24 protein-coding genes and 3 pseudogenes are annotated in these 26,880 nt (G+C 69.2%); 8 read left to right on the plus strand and 19 right to left on the minus strand.

The annotated features are described in order from the left end of the window. Positions 1-39: 39 nt before the first annotated feature. Positions 40-417 carry a hypothetical protein gene (locus ACFXKA_RS16865; protein ID WP_379427904.1) on the plus strand — a complete coding sequence of 126 codons (378 nt, stop codon included), beginning with the start codon at positions 40-42 and terminating at the stop codon, positions 415-417. A gap of 54 nt (positions 418-471) precedes the next feature. Next, the gene (locus ACFXKA_RS16870; protein WP_379427905.1) at positions 472-1,113 is read left to right on the plus strand and encodes a hypothetical protein; all 642 of its coding nucleotides are present in this window, start codon (positions 472-474) and stop codon (positions 1,111-1,113) included. Here ACFXKA_RS16870 and ACFXKA_RS16875 read toward each other — a convergent pair whose 3' ends face one another. After that, positions 1,114-2,391 (minus strand): ROK family protein, encoded by a 1,278-nt coding sequence (locus ACFXKA_RS16875; RefSeq protein ID WP_379427906.1) that lies wholly within the window; start codon positions 2,389-2,391, stop codon positions 1,114-1,116. A 66-nt stretch (positions 2,392-2,457) separates the two neighbouring features. Here ACFXKA_RS16875 and ACFXKA_RS16880 point away from each other — a divergent pair, with 66 nt between their 5' ends. Both ACFXKA_RS16880 and ACFXKA_RS16885 read left to right on the plus strand, forming a co-directional pair. Next, positions 2,458-4,017, plus strand: coding sequence for a carboxylesterase/lipase family protein (locus tag ACFXKA_RS16880; RefSeq protein ID WP_379427907.1), 1,560 nt, complete (start codon positions 2,458-2,460; stop codon positions 4,015-4,017). 64 nt (positions 4,018-4,081) lie between these two features. Continuing rightward, entirely contained in the window at positions 4,082-4,780 is a 699-nt protein-coding gene (locus ACFXKA_RS16885; protein WP_379427908.1) for a hypothetical protein, read from the plus strand. Between the two features lie 8 nt (positions 4,781-4,788). Here the strand turns inward: ACFXKA_RS16885 and ACFXKA_RS16890 are convergent, their stop codons facing one another. The 3 genes from ACFXKA_RS16890 to ACFXKA_RS16900 all read right to left on the minus strand — a co-directional run bounded on the left by ACFXKA_RS16890 (position 4,789) and on the right by ACFXKA_RS16900 (position 8,588). Further along, positions 4,789-5,841 (minus strand): aminotransferase class V-fold PLP-dependent enzyme, encoded by a 1,053-nt coding sequence (locus tag ACFXKA_RS16890; RefSeq protein ID WP_354841485.1) that lies wholly within the window; start codon positions 5,839-5,841, stop codon positions 4,789-4,791. 89 nt (positions 5,842-5,930) lie between these two features. Beyond that, entirely contained in the window at positions 5,931-7,433 is a 1,503-nt protein-coding gene (locus ACFXKA_RS16895; protein WP_379427909.1) for a flavin-containing monooxygenase, read from the minus strand. 144 nt (positions 7,434-7,577) lie between these two features. After that, positions 7,578-8,588 (minus strand): diiron oxygenase, encoded by a 1,011-nt coding sequence (locus tag ACFXKA_RS16900; RefSeq protein WP_379427910.1) that lies wholly within the window; start codon positions 8,586-8,588, stop codon positions 7,578-7,580. A 136-nt stretch (positions 8,589-8,724) separates the two neighbouring features. On the opposite strand from ACFXKA_RS16900, the gene ACFXKA_RS16905 reads away from it, so the two are divergent. Beyond that, entirely contained in the window at positions 8,725-9,288 is a 564-nt protein-coding gene (locus tag ACFXKA_RS16905; protein WP_379427911.1) for a PadR family transcriptional regulator, read from the plus strand. Positions 9,289-9,316: 28 nt separating this feature from the next. On the opposite strand, the gene ACFXKA_RS16910 is transcribed toward ACFXKA_RS16905, so the two are convergent. The 3 genes and pseudogenes from ACFXKA_RS16910 to ACFXKA_RS16920 form a co-directional block, all read right to left on the minus strand. After that, complete coding sequence (locus tag ACFXKA_RS16910) at positions 9,317-10,864, minus strand: hypothetical protein (RefSeq protein WP_379427912.1); 1,548 nt, start codon at positions 10,862-10,864, stop codon at positions 9,317-9,319. 8 nt (positions 10,865-10,872) lie between these two features. Beyond that, the gene (locus tag ACFXKA_RS16915) at positions 10,873-11,700 is read right to left on the minus strand and encodes an esterase/lipase family protein (protein ID WP_379427913.1); all 828 of its coding nucleotides are present in this window, start codon (positions 11,698-11,700) and stop codon (positions 10,873-10,875) included. A 195-nt stretch (positions 11,701-11,895) separates the two neighbouring features. Next, positions 11,896-12,219, minus strand: a pseudogene (locus ACFXKA_RS16920) (ATP-binding cassette domain-containing protein); the annotation flags it as partial. A gap of 41 nt (positions 12,220-12,260) precedes the next feature. Here ACFXKA_RS16920 and ACFXKA_RS16925 point away from each other — a divergent pair. After that, positions 12,261-12,971 carry a Mut7-C RNAse domain-containing protein gene (locus ACFXKA_RS16925; RefSeq protein WP_379427914.1) on the plus strand — a complete coding sequence of 237 codons (711 nt, stop codon included), beginning with the start codon at positions 12,261-12,263 and terminating at the stop codon, positions 12,969-12,971. A gap of 78 nt (positions 12,972-13,049) precedes the next feature. Here ACFXKA_RS16925 and ACFXKA_RS16930 read toward each other — a convergent pair whose 3' ends face one another. The 6 genes from ACFXKA_RS16930 to ACFXKA_RS16955 all read right to left on the minus strand — a co-directional run bounded on the left by ACFXKA_RS16930 (position 13,050) and on the right by ACFXKA_RS16955 (position 19,441). Then, positions 13,050-13,439, minus strand: coding sequence for a MarR family winged helix-turn-helix transcriptional regulator (locus tag ACFXKA_RS16930; RefSeq protein ID WP_379387906.1), 390 nt, complete (start codon positions 13,437-13,439; stop codon positions 13,050-13,052). 122 nt (positions 13,440-13,561) lie between these two features. Further along, positions 13,562-14,566 (minus strand): aminotransferase class I/II-fold pyridoxal phosphate-dependent enzyme, encoded by a 1,005-nt coding sequence (locus ACFXKA_RS16935; RefSeq protein WP_354841462.1) that lies wholly within the window; start codon positions 14,564-14,566, stop codon positions 13,562-13,564. Positions 14,567-14,579: 13 nt separating this feature from the next. Beyond that, the gene (locus ACFXKA_RS16940) at positions 14,580-15,590 is read right to left on the minus strand and encodes a 3-oxoacyl-[acyl-carrier-protein] synthase III C-terminal domain-containing protein (protein ID WP_354841460.1); all 1,011 of its coding nucleotides are present in this window, start codon (positions 15,588-15,590) and stop codon (positions 14,580-14,582) included. A gap of 2 nt (positions 15,591-15,592) precedes the next feature. Then, entirely contained in the window at positions 15,593-16,252 is a 660-nt protein-coding gene (locus ACFXKA_RS16945) for an SRPBCC family protein (RefSeq protein ID WP_379427915.1), read from the minus strand. Further along, positions 16,249-17,997: a thiamine pyrophosphate-binding protein gene (locus ACFXKA_RS16950; RefSeq protein WP_379427916.1), complete on the minus strand. Its 1,749-nt coding sequence runs from the start codon at positions 17,995-17,997 to the stop codon at positions 16,249-16,251. Before ACFXKA_RS16950 ends, ACFXKA_RS16945 begins: the two co-directional genes overlap by 4 nt. 232 nt (positions 17,998-18,229) lie before the next feature. After that, positions 18,230-19,441, minus strand: a complete 1,212-nt coding sequence (locus ACFXKA_RS16955; RefSeq protein WP_379427917.1) for a serine hydrolase domain-containing protein — start codon at positions 19,439-19,441, stop codon at positions 18,230-18,232. Between the two features lie 231 nt (positions 19,442-19,672). Here ACFXKA_RS16955 and ACFXKA_RS16960 point away from each other — a divergent pair, with 231 nt between their 5' ends. After that, on the plus strand, positions 19,673-20,911 hold the full coding sequence (locus tag ACFXKA_RS16960) for an MFS transporter (RefSeq protein WP_379427918.1): 1,239 nt from the start codon (positions 19,673-19,675) through the stop codon (positions 20,909-20,911). Then, complete coding sequence (locus ACFXKA_RS16965; RefSeq protein WP_379427919.1) at positions 20,908-22,110, plus strand: amidohydrolase; 1,203 nt, start codon at positions 20,908-20,910, stop codon at positions 22,108-22,110. The genes ACFXKA_RS16960 and ACFXKA_RS16965 overlap by 4 nt, the downstream gene beginning before the upstream one ends. A gap of 161 nt (positions 22,111-22,271) precedes the next feature. Here the strand turns inward: ACFXKA_RS16965 and ACFXKA_RS16970 are convergent. From ACFXKA_RS16970 to ACFXKA_RS16995, 6 genes and pseudogenes are all read right to left on the minus strand, one after another. Further along, a pseudogene (locus ACFXKA_RS16970) lies at positions 22,272-22,691 on the minus strand (GtrA family protein); the annotation flags it as partial. Between the two features lie 69 nt (positions 22,692-22,760). Further along, complete coding sequence (locus tag ACFXKA_RS16975) at positions 22,761-23,828, minus strand: 2Fe-2S iron-sulfur cluster-binding protein (protein WP_379427920.1); 1,068 nt, start codon at positions 23,826-23,828, stop codon at positions 22,761-22,763. Further along, positions 23,825-24,718 (minus strand): SDR family NAD(P)-dependent oxidoreductase, encoded by an 894-nt coding sequence (locus ACFXKA_RS16980; RefSeq protein ID WP_379427921.1) that lies wholly within the window; start codon positions 24,716-24,718, stop codon positions 23,825-23,827. Before ACFXKA_RS16980 ends, ACFXKA_RS16975 begins: the two co-directional genes overlap by 4 nt. After that, positions 24,715-24,966 (minus strand): annotated as a pseudogene (locus ACFXKA_RS16985) (hypothetical protein); the annotation flags it as partial. The gene ACFXKA_RS16980 and the pseudogene ACFXKA_RS16985, both read right to left, overlap by 4 nt. 19 nt (positions 24,967-24,985) lie before the next feature. Further along, complete coding sequence (locus ACFXKA_RS16990) at positions 24,986-25,867, minus strand: metal-dependent hydrolase (RefSeq protein ID WP_379427922.1); 882 nt, start codon at positions 25,865-25,867, stop codon at positions 24,986-24,988. A 31-nt stretch (positions 25,868-25,898) separates the two neighbouring features. Then, the gene (locus ACFXKA_RS16995) at positions 25,899-26,768 is read right to left on the minus strand and encodes a metal-dependent hydrolase (RefSeq protein ID WP_379427923.1); all 870 of its coding nucleotides are present in this window, start codon (positions 26,766-26,768) and stop codon (positions 25,899-25,901) included. Positions 26,769-26,880 lie beyond the last annotated feature (112 nt).

Genomic DNA, 26,880 nt, shown 5'->3' on the forward strand with positions numbered 1-26,880 from the left:
CTTCTGGCTATGTGCCATCGAAGCACTCCAGTATCCTTGGTGCTACAACCACTCTTCGAGGAGGTTCCCGACCTCATGGCCCTCGAATTCACCCCCTGGACCGTCCGCAGCGACAAGACGCCCGAGATGGCCATTCGCACAACACCTTCCACCGATAGCTGGGTGCTCACCTGGCTCCCGGATCGATTGCTCACCCAGGAAGCGGCCTGCCGCGGCCTGGTGCTCGACGAGATCCTGAGCGATCCGAGGCCCGACGATCCCGACCAGGCGCTGGCGGTGGCCGAACTGCTGGCCGCCGAGCTGGACCTCACCCTGCGCGAAGTCGTTGTGCTGCTGTGGGTTCGGTCCGCGCAGCGAGACCTGCGCACCGAATTCACATCGGCGCCGCCGCACCCGGCGACCCCGGTCCACAGCTGATCAGCGAATCCGCTGACCGGCACCACCTTTCGAGATCCCGGGGAGGAGATCTCCATGACCACCGATTCCACCCTCCGATGTTCGCGCTGCGGCTGGACCAATGCGCACGATGCCGGCGCCTGCCGGGGCTGCAGGCGGCCGCTCGGGCAGGTCGCGGCGGTGCCGCTGCCGACGGCCGGGTATCGAAGGTCCAGTTTGATCGGCACGATCACCTCGCCGCCGCGACCGATGGAAATGCCTGCGCTGCAGCCCCTGTGGTTCGTGGGCACCGCGGTGGCGCTGGTCGGCGAGGGAATGCTCCCGCTTTCGCGGGCGGCGATGGCGGTGACGGCGGGAGGGGTGGCCGTCACCGCCCTGCTCGTTCACCTGGCGGCCCGGCCCCGGATCGGGCCCCTGGCCCGGCTGGCCGGGCGCTGCGCGCCGGTACGCCGGTACCTCGGGATGCGGGTCGGGATCACCGATGATGCGGGGGCCCACTGGGTTCTGCATTTCCTGCCGCTGTTCGGCACCGACCTGCACCTGGGGGATCCCGCGTTCGCCGACGGCCACGAGAACCGGTTCGGGGAGTTCCGGGCGCTGACCGTCACGAATATCCGTAGCGGCAACCGGCATTTCAGCCGCTGGGCGACCGGCTCGATCGCCGCCGCGACCAGCGTGGTGCTGGTCGGGCTGATGCTCGGGACCGCCCCCGCCTGATCAGGCGCCCGCCCGGGCCGCCGCCGGCAGCCGCGGCACTACGGCGGGGTCGGAAAGTACTGCGCGGCGGGCGAAGCCGAGGGCGCCGGTGAGAATCCCATTCTCGCCGAGGGCCGCCGGGGTGACGCGCAGGGCCAGGGCGGGCGCGAGTGCCCGGCGACCGGCGAGGCGGGACTCGATGGCCGGGATCAGCCAGCGGAACCAGTCGCTCAGCAGGCCGCCCAGGACCACTTCGTCGGTGTCGAGGAGTGCCGTGATGGACAGGATCGCGGTACCGAGGGCCCGGGCGGCGGTGTCGAGCGCGGCCACCGCGCGCGTGTCGGCCCGGCTCAGCAGGGCCAGCAGTTCAGCCTGAGCGGGCTGCGAACCCTTGCGACGCAACAGTTCCCCGAGTCCGGCGGCCTCGAACACCGCCTCCGGGCCCGCGAAGCAGACCAGGCAGCCGCGAGCGCCGCAGACGCAGGCGGGGCCGTCCATGGCGACCGGGATGTGTCCGGGTTCGCCGGCGATGCCATGGCTGCCGGTGTGGATGCGGCCGTCGAGGACTACGCCGCCGCCGATCCCGGTGCCGGCCTCGATCAGGACCAGACCGCGCGAATCATGCCGCAGGGCATGGAATTCGGCCAGGGCGGCCGCGTTCGCGTCATTGACCACGTCGATAGTGACGGCAGGCGCGGGCAGCCGGGCGGCCACCAGAGCACGCAGGCGCACAGGTTCCATCCAACCGAAATCCGGTGCTATCACGACGGTTTGCGCCGCGTCGTCGCGCACGGGTCCGGCCATGGCGATCACGACCCGGGCGAGCACCGGCGCGAGGTACGGGTCCGAATCCGTTTCGGCGGCGGCGAATCCGGGTAAGGACGTCTCGATGCGGGCGATGACGGCTGCGACGGCGTCCGCCATGGCCTCGGGCGTTCCGGGGGCCAGGTCGTGCGGCACGACCTCGCGGTGCACGACGCCGCCCGCGAGATCGGAGACGGCGACACGGAGATGTTCGGAGGTGATCTGGATCGCGGCCACCGGGGCGCGGCGCGGTTCGAGGCGTAGCGGCCGGCCCGGGCGGCCGCGGGTGCCGGAGCGGAGCACGTCGTCCTCGCGGAGCAGGCCGCGGTCGGTGAGATCGGCGACGAGGGCGGTGACGGAACCGTGGGCGAGTCCGGTGGCGGCGGCCACCTCCGTGCGGGGGCAGGGACCGTGGTCGGCGAGGTGACGCAGGACCAGGCCCAGATTGCGGCGGCGGATGGCGGCGGCATCGGTGGGCGGGGGTGCGGGATCCACGCGGTTGAGACTAGGGTGTCGGTTAATTATTTCAAGTGTTGACGTAAATCTGGATCAGAGGTTGGCATGGCCACGGAACAGATCGGACGACGGACCCTCCTGCTCGGGGCGGGGGCACTGGCCCTGACCGCGGCCTGCTCGAGTCGGAAGTCCGGATCGGACCGGACACGCGTGGCCGACACCGTCACCACCACCTCCGGGCCCGTCCGCGGCGAGCGCCGCGACACCGGCGTCGCCTTCCTCGGCATCCCCTTCGCCCAGCCGCCGATCGGCGATCTGCGCTTCGCCGCGCCCAAGACCCCGGTCCCCTGGGTGGAGACCCGCGACTGCACGAAGTACGGCCCCACCGCGCAGATCAAGCAGCTGTCGGAGGTGACCGCCATCCCGGAGCCCTCCATCCCCGGCGACTGCTTCCTCACCGTGAACGTCTTCACCCCGAACCCGGACCGGACCGCGAAACTGCCGGTGCTGGTGTGGATTCACGGCGGCGGCTTCGTGGCGGGCAGCCCCGCCAGCCCGTGGTACGACGGCGCGGCCTTCAATCGCGACGGCGTGGTGCTGGTGTCGGCCGGCTATCGGCTCGGCATCGAGGGCTTCCTGCATCTGGACGACGCCCCTGACAATCGCGGGGTTCTGGACTGGATCGCGGCGCTCACCTGGGTCCGCGACAATATCGGCGCGTTCGGCGGCGACCCGGCCCGGGTGACCATCGCGGGCCAGTCGGCCGGCGGCGGCGCGGTGTGGGCGCTGATGAACACCCCGTCCGCGAAAGGTCTTTTCCGCGCGGGCATTTCGGAGTCCGGCGCGGTAACGCAGCCCAATGATCGCGCCACCGCGCTGGCCATGTCCGAGCTGTTCACCAAGCGCACCGGCATGCCCGCCACCGCCGCCGCGCTGCGCGACGTCAGCAAGGTGCGGTTGCAGGACATGGAAGACAGGCTGCGCGCACCCGGTCCGGACAGCACCGCCGCCACCCTGCTCGGCCTGGCCCCCTGGGCGGACGGCACGCTGATCCCCGCGACCAGCGCCGAGGTCCTGAAATCCGGTGCGGACCAGGATATTCCGCTCATGATCGGCTTCACCGCGCAGGAGTTCAACGGCGCCTCGCTCAGCGGCGAACAGCCGCCGGTCACCGACGCCACGCTGCCGTCGGCGCTGGGCGCGCTCGGTTTCGACGCCGCCACCACCGCCGCGTTCGGCCTCGCCTATCCGGGGATGAACGCGAATCAGCTTGTGGGACAGGCGCAGAGCGACGCCGTCATTCGCATGCCGTCCTACCGGGTGGCCGAGATGCGGGCCGGGCGCAACCAGCCGACCTGGCTCTACGAGTTCACGTGGGCCTCGAATGCGCCCAAGTACCAAGGCATGTCGTTCCATTGCCTCGACGTGCCGTTCGCCTTCGACCTGCTGGGGGCGCCTGGCGTGACCGCGGTGGCGGGCGGCAATCCGCCGCAATCGCTGGCCGATGCCGTGCACCGGGCGTGGGTGTCGTTCGTCAGCGACGCGGACCCGGGTGGCGGCTGGCCCCGCTACACTCTCGACCGGCGCGAGACCATGATCTGGTCCGATGCTCCGCACGTCCAGTCCGATCCATTCGCCGCACAGCGTCCGATCTGGCTGCGCTGACCCCGGAGGCTACCGTGTAGCGAAAGCCGGAAGCCGTACGCGTCGAGTCGGATAGGTGGTAGGCATGCAGGTAAACCGCTGGCTCGCACCGGTCGCGGTGGGCGTGACGCTGGGGCTGTCCGCCGCACCCGCCGCCCACGCCGATCCCGGTGACTCGCAAGCCGCGCTCGGCGGCGGGTCCGGTCTGGTCCTGGGCCGCGCCACCAAATGCAGCCTGACCACCATCGGCTACGACGCAGCCGGGCGACTGGTCGGCTTCACCGCCGGCCACTGCGCCGAGGAGGGGACCCCGGTGCGCGGTGAGCAGTTCCCCGATGCCGGAGTGGTCGGCGTGGTCCGGGACGCCGACGAGCAACTCGACTATGCCGTCATCGAATTCGATCCGTCCGTGGTCACTCCGCTGCGCGCCGTCAACGGCAGCACCATCACCACCCTCGCCCCCGCACCACCGGCGCTGAGCATCGTCTGCCAGAACGGCCGCACCAGTGGCCACGCCTGCGGCGTCGTCTTGGCCTCCAGCCCCGTCGGCTTCCTCGAACAGGCCTGCTCCAGCTACGGCGACTCCGGCGGCCCCGTCACCAGCGGCGACCAACTCGTCGGCATGGTCTCCGCCCCCTTGATCAGCGACACCCGCGTCATCCACTTCAGCTGCACCAACGCCGACAACCCGGTCCACACACCGGTCATCGCCGTAGCCTTCGACACCGTCCGCGCCGCCGTCGACGCCGGCAAGGGCGTCGGCAGCGGCTTCCAGCCGATCTGACCTCCGGCCTACCCGGCCAGCACCTCGAGCGCCCGGTCGATATCCGCCTCGGTGTTGTAGAAGTGGCAGGCCAGCCGCAGTCGCCCGGCCCGCAGGGCGCCGACGATACGCGCCTCGCGCACCCGCTCCAGGGTCTGCTCCGGCACCTCGATCGACACGATCGCCGAATTGCCCTCGGGCAAACCGAGTCCCTTGCGCAGCCGGTCCGCCAGCGCCACATCGTGCCGGTGAATGGCGTCGATACCAACCCCTTCGATCAACTCCAGGCTCCGCCGCTGCCCGATCCACGCGGGCCACACCGGCCCGACATCGAACCGGCGCGCGTCCTCCGCCAGCCGCAACGGGCCGTCGTAGACGGTCTCCCAGGGGTTGTACCCCGCGTACCAGCCGGCGGCGAGCGGGCTCAGATCATCCAGTGCCGCAGGCGTTCCCGCGAGGAACGCGGTGCCCTTCGGGCCTAGCAGCCACTTGTAGCCGACACTCACGATCCAATCGGCCCCGGTGTCGCGCACCGGCAGCCAGCCGGCGGCCTGGCTCACGTCGAAGAGCACCCGCGTGCCGTGGGCACGGGCGGCGGCCACGGTCGCCGCCACATCCAGCACCGCACCGTCGGCGGACTGCACCAGAGCGGCGGCCACCACATCGTCACCGGGCCGGATCGCGTCCGGCAGGTCCGCCAGCGGCACGACCCGCACGTTCACGTCGGTTCGGACCAGGAAAGGCCAGAGCACCGAATTGAATTCGTGCTCGGGCACCAGCACGTTCGCGCCCGGCCGGAGGCTCTGCGCCACCAGCCCGACCAGTTGCGAGACCTGCGCGCCGGCCGCCACCTGGGCCGCCTCGAACCCGGTGAGCCGTCCGAACGCGGCCCGGCACGCGTCGACATGCGCGTCCACGCCGGGGATGTCGAACTCGCCGCGCATGCGCTGTTCCTCGGCCGCGATCACCTCCGCCACAACAGATTTCGGCAGCAGGCCGTAACTGGCCGCATTCAGGTAGGTCGTCGTGGGCGCGAACTCCTCGCGCACCATGGCCGGGAACGAAGGCGGAGTGGTGATCATGCCACCATCCTGCGATCCCGTCGGCGGTGCCGAAAGGGCCAGCGGCCGGATCACTGGCTTGATCGTGAATCCGGCGGCGCGGGAAAGGGTCAGGCGGAACGGGATTCGGCGGGGTTCGGGGTGGACTGCCGGGTGCTGCGGCGGAAGCGCAGGACGCCGTCCTCCAGCGGGGCCTTGCGGAGCATGGCGCGGTCGCGGAAGTAGTTGTTGATGACCTGCCAGGGGCCGCGGGTGCCCTGGCGGGGCATGACGCCGTCGCCGCGCTGGATGTAGCCGGAGGTCAGGGCGCCGCCCATGAGGGACGCCTCGGAACGGTCGCCCTCCTCGGGGATGGCGACGACCTCGGTGAATCCATTGTCGCGCATGTGGTTCAGCAGGCGGCAGAAGTATTCGGCGGCCAGATCGGCCTTGAGGGTCCAGGAGGCGTTGGTGTAGCCGAGGATCACCATCATGTTCGGGACGGTGCCGAGCAGTGCGCCCTTGTAGGCCACCAGATCCCGGGTGGCGAGCGCCTCGCCGTCCACCTCCAGCTCCGCGCCGCCGAGCATCTGCACGGTGAGACCCGTTGCACTGATGATGATGTCGGCCTCGAGCTCCTCACCCGAGGACAAGCGGATGCCCTTCTCGGTGAAGGTCTCGATGGTGTCGGTGACGATGGACGCCTCGCCCTTGCGCAGCACCCGGAACAGATCGCCGTTGGGCACCACGCACAGGCGCTGGTCCCACGGGTTGTAGCTCGGGGTGAAGTGCTTCATGTCGATGTCGGGCCCGACCTGCGCGCGCACCGCGGCCAGCATGAGCTTGGCCGACAGCTTGGGGTTGGTGCGCGAGAGCTGGTAGCTGGCCCGCTGCAGCGCGATATTGCGCGCCCGGCCGGCCCGGTAGGCAATGGCGGCAGGCACTCTCGCGAACTTGAAGCCGACCGCGACCGGGTCGTCGGCGGGCAGCGCGGCGATGTAGGTGGGCGAGCGCTGCAGCATGGTGACGTGCGCGGCGTCAGTGCTCATGGCCGGGATGAGCGTGATGGCGGTCGCGCCGCTGCCGATCACGATCACGCGCTTACCGCGGTAGTCGAGGTCCTCGGGCCAGTGCTGCGGGTGCACGATCTGCCCGCCGAAGTTCTCCTCGCCGGGGAACTGCGGCCGGTAGCCCCTGTCGTAGTCGTAGTAGCCGGTGCAGCCGACCAGGAAGTTGCTGGTGTAGGTCTCGGTCTTGCCGGTGCGCTCGTCGAGCACCTCGACGGTCCAGCGGCCCTCGTCGCTGGACCAGGCGGTCTTGGTGACCTTGCGACCGAAGCGAATGTGGTCGGTGACGCCATATTCGGCGGCGGTGTCCTCGATGTACTGGCGGATGTGCGGTCCGTCGGCGAGCACCTTGGTGCCGTGCCAGGGCCGGAAGCCGTAGCCGAAGGTGTACATGTCCGAGTCGGAGCGGATGCCGGGGTACTTGAACAGGTCCCAGGTCCCGCCGATAGCGGTCCGGCGCTCCAGGATCAGGTAGCTGCGCCCGGTCTGCTCGCGGGTCAGATGGCAGGCCATGCCGATTCCGGACAGACCCGCCCCGATGATCAGTACGTCGACATGCCGCGTCATTGAGGTTCTCGCTTCTCGTCGCGCCCGGACACCGGCGTCCGGACGCACCGAGTATTACATGTTATTTACGGTAACGTCTACTGTCGCGGGCGGGTGGGGACCAAAATCCGGACCAAAATCCCCAGTCCACGCCCGTCACCCCGGTCAGGCCGCGCGGACCTGGCCCGGGCGATCCGGTTCCGATCGGTAGCGAGTGGTCGCGCCGTCGATGCCCAGCGCCTTCCACACCTGCTTGGCGACCGGATTCATCAGCCCGATCTTCTTGGCCAGCGACCGCACGTCACCGAAGAAGCCCGCGAAGGCCTCCTTGGAGTCGGGCAGCCCGAAGAAGACGTCCTTGCGGACCGAGCGCGGAATCCCGAATTCCCGGAAGAACGCGCGCGGCGGAACGAGGATGGCCCGCCCGCCGATCCACAGGACGATCGGGAAGGCCAGCGACAGCACGAACCTGTCGATCGGGTTCGCCTGCGGTACATGATGTTCCAGGAACTCGTGGGCGAAGGAGATGTGCCGGGCCTCCTCGGCGATGTGGATCGCCATGACACCGCGCATGATCGGATGAATGTCCTCGCCCGCGCGCAGAATCGCCTTCTGGATGTGGTCGATCGGCTCCTCACCGGAGAGCACCGCCATGAAGAACAGGTTCGGGAAGACCGAGGCGAGCGGCGGCACCAGATGGGTGAGCTGCTTGAGGATCGGACTCATGCCCGGCACGTCGATCCCGATGCGATTCACCATCTCCTGGAACATCAGGGTGTGGTTGCACTCCTCGATGACCTCGTGGGTGCAGTACCGGAACTCCGGTGAGCCATTGGGCAGTTTGAAGGTGTGCTGCACCATGCCGCCGATGAGCAGCGTCTCGAACTGCAGCCCCACCTTGGCGATATTGGCCTGGCGCCACAGCCCGATGGCGATCTTGCGGGCCTCGGACTGCGCCTGATACCAGGGATGCCGGGCGAACATGTCGCCCGAAACCGGCAGGATCCACCGCTTGTCGTCGGTCGTCACCACGAAATCGGGGTGATCCCAGTCGATATCGGTGAACGGATCGAAATTCTTGTCGACCGAGCCCTGCGAGAGCAGCATGAGCTTCTCGGCGTACTGCCGGGCGAATGCGACCGCAGGGTCGTCGGCCGTCACGGATGCTGACGACATTGTCAGAGCCTCTCGGGAAGTGACCTATGTATCTGTTTCCCATAGTTACGCCTATGTTGGCCGCTCGTCAACAGAAATCCGCCCGCGCCGCCCGCCGCCTCGAGGCCCTAGGTGCGCGAGCACATAGGGTGGGTTCATGCTCGACACCCTGATCCTCGGCCTGCTGGCACTGCGCCCGCTGTCGGGCTACGACCTCGGCAAATGGATGGATGGGCCCGGCCGGTTCGTCGGCTACCGGGTGACCCTGCCGCAGGTGTACCGCACACTGGGCAAGCTGGTCGAGCGCGGGTTGGTCGAGTTCGAGGTCGAGGCCCGAGAGGGCAAGCCGGATGCCAAGGTCTACCGGCTCACCGGCGGCGGCCGGCTTACCCTGCTGGACTGGGCCCACTCCCCCTACCAGCCCGCGCCCCGGCCCATGGATCCCGACTTCATGATGCGATTCCTGCTGGCCGGAGCCCTCGGCCGCGAGCTCGCCATCGAGGTCCTGCGCACCGAACTGGACTACCGCCGCGAGCAGGTGCGCACGCCCACCCGCATCGATGAGCTGACCGGTGCGCTCGCACCCATCGACGCCATCGATCCCGGCTGGGCCGGGCAGGTCATGCGAGCCGCCCACGACCAGGGCCGTGCCTCGACCGCCGCCTACATCGGTTGGCTCGAAGTCACCCTCGCCGACTTCGAAAATCGCCCCGTCGAGTAGCCGCGGCCGGCAACCTCACCTCGGGGGCTCACCCGCGGTGGAGCACTGCCTCCGAGTACGCGGGCAGGTCGATGGTGCCGGAAACCGTTGCGCGGGTTTCGGAGACGGTGTCGCCGGGGACGAAGGCCGGGGCAGCGGTCGGGGTTGCCGTATAGACGGTCACGTCCCGCGCACCGGTCACGCTGGGCGGCAGCGTGATTCGCAGGGGCCGGTCGGAGGTGTTGATCAGGATCGCGGCGACTCGGTCACCGGTCACCAACTCCGCGCCCGTGAATGCCTCGGCGGCACCGGCGTAGGGCGGGGAGATGAGCGCCGCGGGAGTCCGTACGGCCTGGTCGAGGTGGAGGGCACGGACCGTGGTGACGTCCGCCATCGAACGGTAGATCGGAGTGAGCGCCCAGTTCAGCGCGGTGCGGCCGTACAGCTGCGAGCCGCCGGAACCGTCCGAGATGAGAGCGTGCACAGCCTGATTGGTGGTGCCGCCGCCTCCGGTCGTGGTGGTCGGGGCGCCGTTCAACGCGCAGTGCACGACCGCCAGCTCCACGCGCGGGTCGAGCAGGGCCCGCAGCGTGAAGGAGGCGACGCCGAGGCCGACGGCCCAGGTCTGCTGGACGGCGGGCAGGCGGTCCAGCGGCGGAGTCGCCTCCTTGCCCATCTGGTTGTATTCGGTGACCCAGGCGCGCATACCCGCCGGCAGGTCGCGCAGCACCTGCTCGGCGAGCGCGTTCCAGGTCACCGCGCCGCCACCGGCCGTGGAGGCGATATCGGCCGCGACCGGATCGACGATCCAGTACGGATGGAAGACCGCGGCGTCGGCGTCGCGAATCGTGTCGTACAGCCCGCGATTCCAGGTGGCCAGCCGCGGCAGGGCGCTGAGAAGGGGCGAGGAATCGTCGACGGCGGAGACGCCGATACGAACGTCCGGGAACTCACGCCGGAGGGCGGTGATCCAGACGTTCATGGCTCGCCCGTAGTCCGCGCCGGTGGGATAGGCCGCGGTGTACGCCGCCATCGGCGCCCAGAGCTCATTGCCGAGTTCGACATACCGAACGGGCAGGCCCAGCCGACGCGCCTCGCGCAGCATGTCGAGTTGATCGTCCAGGGTCGAGGTGACCACATTCAGGTCGAAAACCGGTGTCGCGCCGGTACGCCGGAGAATTCCGGCCCAGTCCGACAGCGTCAGCGGCGGCCTGTCGTCATTGCGCCCGGCGAAGCCACCGCTCTCCCGTTCGTCGAAAAGCCCGGTGCGCCAATCGATCCACTGCGAGGTGGTGCCGCCCTGCACCCGGATCAGGCCGGGCCCGACCGCCGCGAGGGCATCGTGGAAGGCGGGATCATGCCACTGCCGGGCGTTCTCGGCGGAGATGATGCGAGCGCCGTTGACGCCGAAGAACTCCTGGTCCGCGGTGCGGAATGCCTGGCCGGCGGTGAGACGATACGTATCGGCGGCCGGATCGGCCAGCGCCGTGGGAGTCACGGCCGACACCGCCAAGGCCGCGCCACCCAGCAGGCCGAGGCCGAAGGCGCGCCGGCTCACGGATCCGCCGACATCGCGGTACACGTTCGAATGCGGCATCGGTACGGCTACTTTCGGTTGTCGTTCGTCACGCAGCGGACGGTCGGATGGCGGTCGGGGTCGAGCGCGTGCAGCACCAGGTCGACCGTGCGGGGATCGGTGGAGCCGGCCAGATGGCCGGTGTGGTCCTCGGAGCAACCGTCCTGGACCAGGATGTTGGTGACGCCGGGTGCGTCGATGAACGCCGTGGCGTACGGGGTGACGATCTCGTCGTACGCGGTCGCGGTCATGACATAGCGGACGCCGGGTGCGACCGGCGGACCGCTGTTCAGCCCGGCCAAGTACGGCGAACCGGCCAGCATGTCGAACATCGCCGGTGACAGGAACGGAAGCCCCTGCGGCACAGTGGAACCGCTGGAAAGAGCCGGCAGCCGGATGCCCGCGATGCTCGTGCCGTGCTGGGGTCCGCTCACCGCGACGACGGTCCGGACCGGATTCACGGCGCGGCCGACGAACTGCAGACTGACGGCTCTGGCGATCAACGCGCCCTGTGACTTGCCGACCAGATCAAGGGAATTCGCCTGATTCACCGCGATAATCCGGTCCACGGCGGCGGTGAAGTAGTCCACCGACGTCGGCAGCGACTCGTCGGAGTCGTAGTCGAGGCCGTACACGCAGCGGCCGTCGTCGAGCAGGGCCTGCCGCACCGGTCCGAGGCTGGTGCCCACGTCGGCATGCGTGCCGTGGATCAACAGCACCGGGGGGTCGGCGCGAGAGGCTGCGGGACACGCCTCGAGGGTGTCGAGCGGCGTGCTGCCCGCTGGTTCAGCGGTGGCCGCGCCCACGCTGGAACCCATGATCGCGAGCGTGCCGAGGATGCCGGCGAGAGTGCGCACAAAGCCCTCCTGGATAGAGTTGCACGCATATATCTATCAGCAGGCAACCCGGACTGTCATCCAAACCGGTGGATCTCTTAATATGTGCACAGACACTTATGTCCAAAACTTCGGTGTGAGTCCTCAGGCTGCGAATTCGTCGATGACCCGATCCCGCAGCGCGGCGCGGGTCGGGAAGCGGTCCGGGTCAGCGCCGTCGAACTCCGCCAGCAGTTCCGCCGCCCGATCCTGTGCCGCCCGCCGGCTCAGCCCGGGCAGCCGCGCGAACAGTCGCAGGTTCTCCCCGGCGGTGCGGTTCTCGTCCACGGCCGCGTACCGCCCGGTGAGCCCGATCATCGACCGCACCGCCGTCGCCTGCCCGGCCACGTCGCGGCCGAAAACCGTTGCCGTGCCGCGGGTCGGCCGCAGCAGTGCGGCCAGCATGCGCACGGTGGTCGTCTTCCCCGCCCCATTGGGCCCGAGCAGCGCGGTTTCCACTTCACTTTCCACGCCGCCCGGCCGGCCGGGCGGGATCGAAATGGAGTTGCTCGCCGGTGCCCGGTTTCTGGGATCCTGGGCTGGTGAACGCAGGGGAGATCACCGTCGAGTTCGCGCCCGAGCTGCGCGTGTTCGTCGGTCAGCGCGACGGCTCGCCGGTCCGGGTGGACGGCACCTCGACGCTGGGGCATGTGGTGGAGTCATCGGGTGTGCCGCTCACCGAGGTGGGCGCCCTGCTGGTGAACGGGGAACCGGTTGCGGCCGGTCACATTCCACGCGGCGGCGAGAGCGTCACGGTGGCGGCGGTGGCCCGTCCGCAGTTCAGCCCCGAACCGCTGCGCTTCCTGCTCGACATCCACCTGGGCACCCTGGCCCGGCGGCTGCGCCTGCTGGGAATCGATGCGGCATACGAGAATCCGGATATCGGCGACGCCGCGCTGGCGGCGCGCTCCGCGGCCGAGCACCGGGTGTTGCTCTCCCGCGATCGCGGCCTGCTGCGCCGCCGCGAAATCTATTCCGGCGCTTACGTTTACAGTCATCAACCGGCGGAGCAGCTGGACGACGTGCTGTCTCGCTTCGCCCCGCGCCTGGCCCCGTGGACCCGCTGCACCTCCTGCAACGGCACGCTGCGGCCCGCCGACCGCGAGACCGTCCGCGACCACCTGCCCGACAACACGGGCCAGACCTACGACTCCTTCGCCCAGTGCGTCGACTGCGGCCAGACTTACTGGAAGGGCGCGCACCACGCCCGGCTGGACGCCATCGTGGCGGACGCACTGGCCAAATTCGCGTGACCGGAAACACTGCCCGCGTACCCGTCGCCGATCACCGGCGTGGTGACCGGGCGGGGTCGGCGGTCCAGGGATCCGCGGTCAGCGGGCTCGGGCGGCCGCGGCGGCCGCGTCGAGGCGGGCGCCCAGGGCCTTGACCTGGTCGCGCAGCGTCTCGATGTCCTCGATCGGGACGCCGACCAGGTCCACCACGGTGCGGATCATCTGTTGTGCGCCGTGCTGGAGGTCGCGGCTGGCGTCGGTGGCGTGCAGCACCACCGCCCGGCCGTCGGTGGCGCTGCGGACACTCTCGACCAGGCCGCGCGACTGCAGTCGCTGGACCAGGGGCGAGAGCGTGCCGTAGTCGAGATGTACCTGTTCACCGAGGTCCTTCATGGTGATGCCGGGCCGTTCCCACAGCGCCAGCAGCACCAGGTACTGCGGGTAGGTCAGGTTCATGTCGTCCAGGAACGGCCGGTAGGCGGCGGTCATGGATCGCGACGTGGAGTACAGCGCGAAGCACAGCTGGGCATTGAGCGACAGCAGTGCGTAGTCGATCTCCTCGTCCGCTCCGGCCCGTTGCCCGTCGGGTGCGGAAGGCGGATGTTCGTGCATTACTGCACTGTACTGCGGACCGTGGCGAGCACGGCGTCGGTGGCCGCGCGATCGCCGACCGTGATGCGGATACCGGTGGGATAGGTCTTGACGTGGATGTCCGCGCCCGCCAATGCGGTTGCCACCCGATCGGCCTCGGCGCCGGACAGGGTGAGGTAGGAGAAGTTGGCGTAGCTGTCGGGAACGCACAGGCCGAGCTCGCGCAGCCCGGCGGTGAGATGAGCGCGATGCTCGCCCAGCACCGCCACCCGGGCCGCGATCTCGTCCTCCGCCTCGTAGCAGGCCCGCACCGCCACCTCGGCCAGCGCGGTCATGCCGAACGGCAGCTGCCAGCGGGCGATGCGCTCGATGAGCTCCGGTGCACCGAGCGCGTAGCCGACCCGCAGGGCCGCGAGGCCGTAGGCCTTCGAAAAGGTGCGCAGCACGAGCAGATTCGGGTGCCGGTCCAGCAGGGCGAAGACATCGATGCGGTCCGCCTCGGCGACGAAATCCACGTAGGCCTCGTCCAGGACGACGGTGACCGCCGCCGGGATCTCGTGCAGGAAGTCCTCGAATTCCCCTGCCGGCACCAGGGTTCCGGTCGGATTGTGCGGGCTGCAGACCACCAGCAGCCGGGTCCGCTCGGTCACCGCCGCGGCCAGCGCCGCCAGGTCCTGGCGGCCCGCGCCGGTGAGCGGCACCGTGACGGGCCGCCCGCCCGCCATGCTGGTCAGGATGGGGAACCCGTCGAAGGTGGGCGTCGCCATGACGACTTCGGCCGCGCCGGAACCGAATTCCTGGACGATGTGCATGATCACGCCGGTCGCACCCGCGCCCACCACGATGCGATCGGGGTCGCAGCCGAGCCGGGCGGCGATCAGCCGTGGCAGCCGCTGCGGCAGGAATTCCGGATAGCGATTGGCCGAGGCCAGGGCGGCGCTCAGCGCCTGCTGGACCGAGGGCGGCGGTCCGTAGGGAATCTCGTTGAGCTGCAGCCGATGTCCGGCCGTGATCAGCGGACTCATCGCGGCCGGCCCCTCAGCGCCCGCCCCAGCGGACGGCGGCGGCCCCGGCGAAATCACCCGCGTGCGCGAAGCCCGCGAACATCACCAGCGACCCGGCCGGCACCCGGCCCTCGTCGACCGCCCGGTCGAAGGTGACGGGAATGCCCGCGCCGAACAGGTTTCCGCAGTCCTCGAAGGTGTCCGGGTGCCGTTCGGGCGGCAGCTGGAGGGCATCGCGCCAGTTGCGCAGAAAGGCGCGGTTGGGCTGATTGGTGACCAGCAGATCCAGCTCCTGCGCGGACACCCCGATACGACCGCACACCGCGTTCGCCACCTCGGGCACCAGCCGGTTGCCGCGCTGCAGCACCTTGGCGATCTTGGATTCGGTGAAACCCACATGCATCTGGCCGGATCCGGCCTCCCAGTAGCGGCGCGGCGGGTCGGCGATGACGGTCATCTGCCCGGCGAACTCCGGCAGGTGCCGGGTCTCGATATCCAGGATCGGCGAAACGCCGGACTTCACCAGCAGTCCCGCGCCCGCGCCGTCGCCCGGAATCGCGGCCTGCGCCTTGCCACGCACCTGCTCCTGGGTGAAGACCTGGCCCGCGACATTCTGGATGGTCACCACCAGGGCGGAGCGGGCGGCGGAGGAGAGCAGGATCTGGCGGGCCAGTTTCATGCCGTAGACGAAGGACGCGCAGCCGCCGTTGTGCAGGTCGATCAGCCACTCCGGCGCGATGCCCAGACGGGCGGCCACGTCGCCACCGCTGCCCACGATGCCGATGTCCGGCAGCTGGGTGTGCACGATGAGAACATCGATGTCGCGCACCGCATCCCGGCCCTGCCGGGCGAGGATCGGGGCCACGGCGCGCTCGGCCATGTCGGCGGGCGTCTCACCCGGCGCGACGTGGTGGCGGAACTTGGGGGCCTTGAACATGATGTTCGAGGTGACCTCGTCCGGATCCGCGTACTGCGCGAAATAGTCTGCGGGGACGATGTTCTCGGGCAGGTATCCGGCGACGTCGAGCAGGCTGACAGTACTCATGGTCAGGCCATCCATTCCGGCTTGATCGGCTGTCCGGCGGCGTGCCGGTGTTCGCAGATCGCTTTGAGATTGCGCAGTTCCAGCAGGTGCCCGGCGGCGAAGAGGTGCCAGAAGTCGCCCACCCAGACCGGGCGGCCCTCCGGCTCGGTCTCGGGATAGCCGTTGTCCTCGTAGAACGGGTGGCGGCAATTGGTCCAGGTGACAACGGATCCCGGCTTGTTCAGCACGAGTTGCGCGTCCACGACCCGCATCAGGTAGATCATCCACAGGTGGTCGGCCTGGTCCCAGGCGCAGTGGTAGTCCACGGTGCGGGCGTCGGGGTTGGCGACCGTACGGGTGTAGATGCGGGTGTGCGAGCCGATCCGGTCATCCGACGCCCAGATCTCGGGGTCGGCGGTGCGCTCGAAACCCCGCATGCTGTAGGTCCATTCGCACAGGCTGCGAGTGTCGGCCAGGTATCCGTACACCTCGTCCGGCGGGGCGGCGATGAATTCGGTGACGGTGCAGTACTCCCCGTAGATCTCGTCGTGCGGGTACACGGCGCGGGTCATGTCGAGCACCAGCGGCATGCCCTCCTTGAGGGCCATGGTCTCGATGCGGTACACGCCCGGGATATCCAGCTCCGGGACTTCGATCGGCGCGTCGGTGGCGGTCTCGGTCATGCGAGGGACTCCTTCAGGAAGGGGGCGAACGGTGGGATTTCGTCTGGGTCACACTGCAGTTCGATGAACGCGGGCCCCGGCGTGGCCCGCGTCTTGTCCAGTGCGTTCTCGAAGTCGGACAGCGTGCGCGCGGTCCAGGCGGGCAGCTCGGGAAACATGGCCGCGACACCGGCCCCGATCTCCGCCGCGCGGAACCGGTTGAAGCTGTACTCGCCGGAGTAGAAGACCTGCTCCCGCGTCACGCACATGGCGTGCGCGTTGTTGTTGAACACCACGAAGGTCACCGGCACTTGGTACTCGACAGCCGTGTGCACCTCGTGGCCGTGCATGAAATACGCGCCGTCCCCGGCGATCACCACGGCCCGCCGCCCCCGCCCCAGCGCACACCCGATCCCCGCCCCGAACGAGTACCCCATCCCGCCCATGCCGAGCGCGATGAGGAACCGCCCGTCCTCGGGGACCCGCAGGTAGTGCACGACCGCGGCGCCGGTGTTCCCGGCATCCGCGACCACATCGGTGCCGGGCTCCAGCGCCGCCTCGATGGCCGCGACGGCCGGGCGATATCGCACACCCGGCCCGGACGCGGGCGGGACGGCCAGCTCGTGCGGCGCACCTGGATTCGATTGCACACCAATCGATTCCGAGGCGGCCGCCGTGTCACCGGGCAGCGCCGGGAGAGCGGGCAGGGCGGCTGATTCCGCCAAGGAGGCACGCAGTTCCCTCAGGGAAGCACCCAGCGGCCCCCGCGCCTCGGCATGGACCGGCACGAACGGCTGTTCCGCTCCCAGGTACACCACGCGCGGACAGGCGGCCAGCGCCGCATCCAATCCGGCCCGTGCGGTCATCGACAGCGGCGCCCCCACCAGCAGGCACAGCTCCGCCGCCGCGACGAGCCCGGCGGCATGGGGGTGCCCCATGACCCCGACGACCCCGGCGAAGCGGTCATCCCGATTCGAGAAGGCGTCCTTGGCATCCGGGGTGACCAGCACCGCCGCATCCAGCACCCGCACCACCTCCGCCAGCTCGGCCCGCGCATCGGCCGCCGCGACCTCGGGTCCGGCGATGACGACCACCCGGCTTCCGGCAGGCACATCGGCAAGCAGCGCCGCGATGTCCGCCGGCGTTTCCTCCGAGCTCGCAATCGGTTCGTCCCGGCCCCCGTGAGCGGGCTCGTATCGCAGGCCGGCCGCCAGGGTGGAGCCGCTCGAGATCAGGGTGGCTTGAATGTCCTTGGGAAGCAGCAGGACTGCCGGGCCACCGGACAGTGCTGCCGCGATGGCACGGTCGAGTTCGGCGGAGATGTCCTGGGGCCGAGTGATTTTGACGCAGTGGCGGGAGACCGCGGTGAAGATACGCTCGGCGTCGAGGCGCCCGGGATGGCCGCTGGCGTCCTGGAAGGCGCCGCGACCCTCGAGGGTGGTCGGGGGCTGGCCGACCAAAGCCAGGACCGGGACCCGGGAGTCGAAGGATTCGGTCAGGGCGGCGAGGAGATTCATGGCGCCGCCGCCGGAGGTGGCCGCCACCACGCCGAGGCGGGTGGTGGCGCGGGCGTAGCCGTCCGCCATGGTGGCCGCACCGAATTCGTGTTTGGCGATGATGCCGGTGAGGCCGGGGTGCCGGTGGAGGGCGTCGTAGAGGTCCTCGATATTGGCGCCGCCCACGCCGAAGACGTGGTCGGTGTGTGCCGCGATCCGCTCGGCGATGAGGTCGGCCACGGTTCGGAATTCGGGTTTCCTCTCGAACACGATCCCCCGTTTCACAGTGCCTTGTCCGCGATACATCGCACACAAGGTATCCAGTCGAAGCGAGCCCGATCAACGTGTCCCAAGTCACAAACGAGCCGGAACATGCTGTTGCACAGCGTAATTAGCCACACAAAGACCCCGCCGGGGATGCCTCGGCGGGGTCCCGGTCCGGACGCAGGGGGAGAACCGGACCGCATCTGGATGGCTACCGGCGTGGGGCCGGTCTATCCAGTCAACGATCGGCGGGCTGCCGGGGTTCAGTGCGAGGACCCGATCGGCGTGTCGGCTTCCCGAAGGCCGCGCGGGCCAGGCGGAGGCAACGCCGGTCGCCATTGAGGGTGAGCCCGAGGCGGTTGGGAACATAGGCGAAGGAGAGCCCGGTTTCCGGATCGGCGAAACCGAGCGAACCGCCCATACCGGGCGTGCCGTAGGCGCGGTGACCGGACGAACCGAACGGGAAGGTCGGACACGACTTCCGGAATCCGAGGTGGAATCGGGTCGTGGTCTTCAGCACGGCATCGGGCGCGGGCACCGGTCCCGGGCCGGCGATGCGGGCCCGCACATCGTCCGCGATCGGCAGCTCACCGGACAACCCCGCCGCATAGATCCGCGCCAGGCCGCGCGCCGAGCCGACGCCATTGCTGCCCGGCAGCTCCACCGACATGATCTCGGGTCGCACGAAATCCTCGGGCATGCCCAGGTCCGGAACCGTCAGCGCCCGGAAGAGCGGGCCCCGGCGCAGTAGCGCCGGAACCGCCTGATTCCAGGGCAGATTCCGCTCGTGGCGCAGGTCCAGCCCGGAAGTGCGGACCAGCCGGGCGATTCGCTCACCCCCGAGATCCGCATCCAGCCCGATCGTGAAATCGACGCCCAGCGGCCCGGAGATCTCCTCGGCGATGAACCGCCGGATGCTGCGCCCGGCCGGATCGGCGCGGCGCACCAGCTCATTGATGTACAGCCCGATGCTGACCGGGTGATAGCCCTGCCGTGTGCCCGGCGTCCACCCCGGCCGCTGCGCCGCCAGCACGCCGGCGACGCGATCCAGATCGAACAGATCGGCCAGGGTCATCCGGGTATCGCGCAGAATGTGGAGGCCCACCTGGTGATCGATCAGCTGCCGGACGGTGACCTCGGCCTTGCCACGCGCCGCGAATTCGGGCCAGTAGCGCGCCACCGGCTCGTCGTAGTCCAGCTGCCCGCGCGACACCAGCATGGCAAGCGTCAGCGCCGCAACACCTTTGGTCGACGAGAACACCGGGGCGATGGTGTCCCGCTCCCACGGCAGCCGCCGGACCGCATCCCGCCAGCCGCCCCAGAGGTCCACCACGGGCGTGTCCCCATCGAACACCGTCACGGCCGCGCCGATCTCCCCGTGCTGGAAGTTGCGCCGGAAGGCGTCCGCGACCCGCCCGTACCCGTCGGCCGCATACCCGTGAATAGTCATGTCCCTCATCGGACGCGAGACTACGACACGCCCAGCGCCATGCCGCACGCCACGGGCGCGGGCAGTGACTCGCGCCTCTCGAACCCCGTCCGGCCAATTGCAGGGCGTTCACCAATCGCGCGATCAGCGCGTCACCGCCTCACATGGCGGCTCTCGGCAATCGCGCCGTATGCTCGGGCATCGGCACGAACGTGGCACCCAGCCACTACTCCCGCTTTTGAAGGGGCCTGGATGCCACGCACCACCCGGATAACCATCATGCTGCTGTTCGCGGCGTGGGTGGTCGATTACATCGATCGGACCGTGATCAATTTCGCGTTGCCCTCGATCGGCGAGGACCTGGGTCTCGACCACACGCAACAGGGTCTGCTGGTGTCGGTGTTCTTCATCGCGTACGCGCTCATCCAGGTTCCCGGAGGTTTGCTGGCGGATCGGTTCGGGGCCTTGAAGGTCGGCATCGCAGGTCTGACAGCCTGGTCGATCTTCACCGGATTGACCGCGGTCGCCTGGTCTTTCGCGGTCCTGCTGGGCATCCGGTTCCTGTTCGGCTTGGTGCAGGGTGTTTTTCCGGCGGCCGCCATCAAGGCGCTGGCGGAACGCACTCTGCCCGAGCAGCGGACGACCGCGGCCGGCTGGACGAACTCCTCGAACGCGGCCGGCCTGCTGCTGGCGGCGGTGATCGCGGGGGTCATGCTGCCCACGGTCGGGTGGCGGGTGATGTTCGGGGTCATCTCGGTGCTGGGGGTGGCGGTCATCCTGGCGTGGCGTCGATGGATGCCGGAACCGCTGGTGCAGGACGAGATTCCGGTCGCGAACGCCGGCACGAGGGCCGAACGCCGCGCCGTGCTGCTCTCGCCCGCACTGATCGGCTTCGCGGTCATCTTCTTCGGCTACGACGTGCTGGTGTGGGGCGTCACCGCCTGGACGCCGACCTTCCTGCACGAGCAGCGCGGAATCTCCATGGGCGGCATTGCCATCGCCGCGGTGCCGACCACGCTGGCCGCGGCGGCCGGGGTGGTGCTGGGCGCCCGGCTCTCCGATCGGATCGGCGGGCGGCCGCGGGTGATCGTGGTGCCGGCCATGGCCTTCACCGCCGCCATGCTGTTCGCCCTGCCGCGCGCCGAGTCCTTCCCGCTGTTCGTCCTGCTGGGCACGGCGATGAGCCTGGTGGCCGGGATGGCCTACATGCCCGCGTTCTCGGTGCCGCTGCGGTCGCTGCCGAGCGCCTATATCGGCGCGGCCACCGGGGTGATCATCTTCGGCGGGCAGCTGGCGGGTGTGGTGAGCCCGATCGCCTTCGGTGTCATCACCGATCACGTCTCGTACACAACGGCATTCGAAGCCATGGCCCTCGGACCGCTGCTGGCGTTGCTGGCGGCGGCCATGGTCCCGCAAACCGCCGACGCGTTCCGGACGACGCTGGCCCGCCGCGTCTCGGCGACCGCCCCGACGAAAGAGAGTCTCACATGACCGAGCACTGGCAGCAGGTCTACCGCCATCTGCACGCCCACCCGGAGCTGTCGGGCCAGGAGCACGCCACCGCCGGCCTGGTGGCCGATGAGCTGCGCGCCCTGCCCGGCTGGGAGGTGACCGAGAACGTCGGCGGCACCGGCGTTGTCGGCGTGCTGCGGAGTGGTCCCGGGCCGGTGGTGTGGCTGCGCGCGGATATGGACGCGCTGCCGGTGCAGGAGGAGACCGGGCTCGACTACGCCTCCACGATCCCCGGCGTCATGCACGCGTGCGGCCACGACGTGCACGTCACGGCACTGCTCGGCACCTGCGCGGAACTGTCGGCGAATCCATTGCCCGGCACGGTGGTGGCGCTGTTCCAGCCCGCCGAGGAGACCGGTGCGGGCGCGCAGGGCATGATCAATGACGGTCTGCTGGAACGCTTTCCCCATCCGCGCATCGTGCTCGGCCAGCATGTGAGCCCGCTGCCCGCGGGCATCATCCTGAGCCGGCCCGGCACCCTGATGGCCGCCTCCGACTCGGTCCGGATCACCTTCCTGGGCAAGGGCGGCCACGCTTCCCAGCCGCACACGGCTATCGACCCGCTGCTCATGGCGGCCTCCCTGGTGGTGCGGCTGCAATCGCTCACCGCCCGCCAGACCGCCACCGCCGCCGGCCCGGTCCTCACCGCCGGCGCCCTGCACGCGGGCACCCGCCCCAACATCATCGCGGACACCTCCGAGGTCCTGCTCAGCCTGCGCACCTTCACCGACAGTTCGCGCAACCACATGGTCGAGGGCATCCAGCGCATGGCCGAGGCCGAGGCGGCCGCCGCCGGCGCACTCCAGGAACCGAAAGTCGAGTTCTACGACCACTTCCCGGTCACCGAGAACACCCCCGGCGACACCGAACGGGTCCTGGCCACCCTCACCGCCGCCGGCCTTCCCGTCATGCCCATGGACCACCCCATCACGGGCAGCGAGGATTTCGGCGCCTTCGGCACCGCGGCCCACGCGCCCTCCGTCTTCTGGCACATCGGCGGCATAGACCCCGCCCGCTTCACCGAGGAGGACCAGGCCTACATGCTCACCGAGGGCGCCCTCCCACCCCGCTTCCCCTCCAACCACTCCCCCCGCTTCGCCCCCGACCCCGCCCAAGCCCTCCCCGCCGCCATCACCACCATGCTCACCGCCACCCGAGCCGAGCTCACCCGCGCCTGAAAGCCGACGACCGGGACGGTTCGGCAGGTTCAGGCCATTATCGGGCCGATCGGAAAGGCCGGCCGCATGGCGCCGCCCGGCAGCGAATACCGAAGGGCGTCTTCGGATTCCGTGGAATGGTGTGCCTCGAGCTCCGTGGGGGATCCGGTGGACGGTGATCCGAAGACGAAGCCGCGCAGGGCCAGGAAGCGCAGGGCACCGATGGCCGCGGTGAGGGCGATGACGGCGGCCGCGCGGGCGAGGGGGCTCAGGCCGGGTGCGTAGGAGTCGAGGGCGGCCAGGGCGGCCGTGCTGATCAGGAGGCCGATCACGGCCAGTCCGCCGCCTTCCCATTGGGCGGTGAACCAGGTGACGCGGCCGGCGGCGCGGAAGGTGAGGTGGCGGTGGAGTTCGTTGGCGATCACGGTGCTGAGGATCGAGCCGGCGATATTGGCGATCAGGGGACCGGCGCTGTTCAGGGTCAGGAACAGGACGAGGTAGGTGATATTGCTGGCGCCGCCGACCAGGGCGAAGCGGATCAGCTGGGCGAAGACGTGATCGCCGCGCAGGTAGCGCAGTCCGAGATCGGCGGTGATGTTCACCTGATCACCGTCACCGGTACGACTGACATCGACCTGACGTCGACCTGACGCGCGGCTTGCGTCGGGCACTCACTGGTCGAAGGCGATGTGGAGGTCGTCCGATTCGGGCAGGGTCTGGCAGGCGAGGGTCAGGCCCCGGGCCAGTTCCTGCTCGATCAGGGATTCGTTCATGAGCATGCGGGTGCGGCCCTGCTTGACGCTGCAGACGCAGGTGGCGCAGGCCGATTCGCGGCACACGTAGGGGGCGTCGATGCCGTGGCTCAGCAGGACATCGAGGAGTTTCTCGGATCTCGGCCACGGCAGGTTGTGGGTTTCGCCGTCGATGTCGACCCGGACGGTCGCGACATCCGCGGCGGCCGTGCCCCGGGCGGTCGCCACGACCTGCGTGGGTTCGGACGCCACCGGGGCGTGGCGTTCGAACGGGTTGCCGGTGAGCGAGCGGTAGTTCTCCTGGCGGATGGCCCGGCCGGGAATGCGGAGCTGACCGAGGCCCTGCGCCACCGACGACGCGAAACCCGCCGGGCCGCACACGTAGACGTCATGACGCCGGTAGGGACGCGCCCACAATGCGAAGACACGCGCGGACGGCAGCCCCCGCTCGGATTCGAGCCAGTGGGTCACGGTCAGCCGTCGGGGGTAACCGTGGGCCAGTTGCTGCAGCCGGTTCGCGAAGATGATCGATTCCCGGTCCCGGTTGGCATAGAACAGCGCGATATCGCGGCGCCCGATGGCGAGCGCCGATTTGAGGATCGAGATCACCGGCGTGATGCCGCTGCCCGCCGCGCAGAGCAGCAGATCGCGGTCCCACGCGCGTGGCGCGAAAGTGCCCGCCGGTTCGAGAACCGTGAGGATGTCGCCCGCGGAGACGTTGTCGCACAGCCAGTTCGAGCCGTAACCGCCCGGCGTGCGCTTGACCGTCACGGTGGGCCGGTCGTCGCAGTGCGGGCTGCTGGACAGGGAGTAGCAGCGGGCTACCGAACCGGTGCGCTCGCTGGGAACGCGCAAGGTGAGGTATTGCCCCGGCGCGTAGGCGAAGCGGCGGGTCAGGTCGGTGGGGATATCGAAGATCAGCGAGACCGCGTCGGCGGTCTCGCTGATGACTTCGCGCACCTTCAACTGGTGGGCGCGTGCGTTCAACGGGGTCCTCCCCTGCCGAACGCCAGCTCCCCCAGGGACTGGATGCGCTCCATCGAAAGTGGCTGCGTCATACGGCGATTGATGCCAGGTGCGATGCGCAGCATGAAGTAGCCCAGCCACGCCTCGGCGCGCACCGGAACCACCGCCAGGTCGTAGCGAAGGGCGCGCACCACGGCCCGCGCCACCAGATCCGGGCTCAGCGGCGAGAAGGGCAGCCGCTCGGCCAGTTCCTGAATCTGCGCGGTGAGCTGCTGCCCGCGCTCCAGCAGCCGCGGATCGACGCCCACCGCGATCGCGTGCCGGGCGATATCGGTATTGATCACGCCGGGGCAGATCGCGCTCACCCCAACGCCTTTGGGCGCGAGTTCCAGCCGCAGGCACTCGGTGAGCATCTTCACCCCGGCCTTGGACACCGAGTACGCCGACATGATCGGCGTCGGCGTGAACGCGGCCGCCGAGGCGATGTTCACGATGTGCCCGCGCTTGCCCTCGTCGATCATGAGCCGCCCGAAGGCCCGGCAGCCGAACACGACACCGAGCAGGTTCACGCTGAGCTGGTGCTCCCAATCCTCGGGCTCGAGATCCAGAAACGCCCCGCTGACCAGGATTCCGGCATTGTTGACCAGCACATCCGGCACCCCGTGATCGGCGTGCACGTCCCGGGCGAAGGCGGCCCAGGCGGGCGGGTCGGTGACGTCGAGCTGCATGGCGACCGCCCGCTGACCCTGCGACTGAATGACGGCCACCGTCGACAGCGCCGCGTCCTTGTCGATGTCCGACACGATCACCCGGGATCCCATGCGCGCGAACCGCAGCGCCGTGGCCCGCCCGATCCCACTGCCCGCACCGGTGACGACCACCAGCTTCGGATCGACACTGTTGAGTTTCACGAGACCTCCTCGGAGTCCACGACCGCCTCCGGCGCCGCCGGAGCGCCCACCGTGTAGCAGTACACGTCGAGATCGAAATGATGTTTCTGCCAATACATCTCGTCGTGCGCGGACGGACGGAACGGCGAATCGCCGTGCTTGTCGATGTAGTAGGTGTTGGAGCCCGCGCAGACCGGGGTGAACACCGAAACCCCTTGGTAGGACTGGTATCGATGCTCGTCCCGGAACTGTTCGAGATCCTTGCCGCCGGCTCTCATGCCGCCCCCCTCAGCCGATGCGGTCCAGCAGTTCGCCGTCCGTACCGAACAGCTCCCGGCGCCATCGTTCGAGCAGTGCGTTGGTGTCGATGTCGTCCGGATGGAACCCCGGCCGCATATAGGGCCGCATCTCCTTCAGCAGCCCCTTCACAATCGGCCCGCGGTACAGCCGAATCGACTGCCGCACCACCTGCAACGGCCGCCAGCTGCGCGGATCGCTGAGGATCGAGGCGAGCACGCCGAGCGAGACCACCGGAACGGTGAAGACATACATCCCCGCCATCACGCCGATACGCACCATTTCGGTCCCGCCGGCGCTCCGGAACACGTCGAAGGCCACCGACTTGTGCTCGAGCTCCTCGAAAGCGTGCCAGTTCAACAGATTCCAGACCTCCGGATCGCCGGGTATGTCCTGGATCTCCTGGGTGCCCAGCACCCGCTTGGCGAGCGCCGCCGTGTAATGCTCGGCCGCGGCGGTCATCGCCAGATGCACCTGCCGCGGCGCCGCGTTCTCGATCGCGATCACACCCTTCTCCCGTAGCGCGCCGGGCGCGAAGGTGAACAGGCGGACGATCGGGAAGCCGTTCTCGATGAGCTGCTCGTTCAACCGCCGATGCTGCTGCCCGTGCACCGCCTCCTGGCCGATGAATCCGGCCACCCGCTTCTTGAGCACGGGATCGGTGATCTCACCGGAGAATTTGCGCACCGAGCGGATGAAGGATTCCTCGCCCGGCGGAAAGGCCGCCGAGAGCACCGCAATCAGATGGGTGAGGGGAATGTCGCCCTGGACGAACTGATGCGCCATCGGTTCGGGCTCGCCGAACCGGAATCGCATGCGCCGCACCTTCGGAGAGGGCATGAGGGACGTGCTGTCCTGCCGACCGATCGCCATTGGCCGGTCCTTTCCTGCAATGGGGTGGTGACTACTTCACGTGGTCGACGAGCTGACCGTCCGCCCCGAAAAGCTCCTGCTGCCACCGGGACAGCAGTGCGGCGGTGTCGATGTCGTCGGGGTGGAAGCCGGGCCGCATGTACTCGCCCAGCTCCGGCATGAGCCCGCGGAAGATGGGGCCGGTGAACAACCGGTATGCCTCGCGCGCCACGCGGATCGGCTGCCGCCGCGCGGCCGGGTCACGCCCGACGGCCAGCGCCAGGCTCAGGTAGGTCAGCGGCAGCGTCAGCGAGTACATGGCGAGCATGACCCCGATACGGGTGCGCTCGGTGCCGCCGACCGCGCGGAAGACGTCGAAGGCCACCGACTTGTGCTCGAGTTCTTCCAGCGCATGCCAATTCAGCAGATTCCACACTTCCGGATCGCCGGGAATGCCCTGGATCTCGTCGCTGGACAGCACCCGCTGCGCCAGCACGGCGGTGTAGTGCTCGGCCGCCGCGGTCATGGCCAGGTGCACCTGGGGCGACACCCGCTCCTCGATCCAGAGCATGCGCTTCCTGGCCCGCCCGGAGTCCAGCCAGGCGATGGGATAGCCCAGCTCGACCAGCTTTTCATTGAGTTTGCGGTGCTCCTGGCCGTGCATGGCCTCCTGCCCGACGAAACCGGTCACCCGCTTCTTGAGCATCGGATCGGTGACCCGGTCGGCCACCCGGCGCACCGAACGGATGAAGGACTCCTCCCCCGCCGGGAAGCCGCCGGACATGCCGGCCACGAAATGGCTGTAGACCATGTCGTTTTCGACGAAGTACTTGTCGCTGGAAGCGCGCTGATCGAATCGGAACCTGACGCGGCGGGCCTTGGGATAGGCCTGCGCCGGAAGGGCATTCGCCATCTGGACCATCCTTGATGCGACACGAAGTACCTAGTACTGCGTGTTCGATATGATGCCCAGTGTAAGATTGTCCCAGACAGCACACAAGGGGTGTGCCGTAACGGATCGAATTACAATCTGC

Origin of the sequence: Nocardia sp. NPDC059228, assembly GCF_042754245.1 — a bacterium.
GTDB lineage: Bacteria > Actinomycetota > Actinomycetes > Mycobacteriales > Mycobacteriaceae > Nocardia.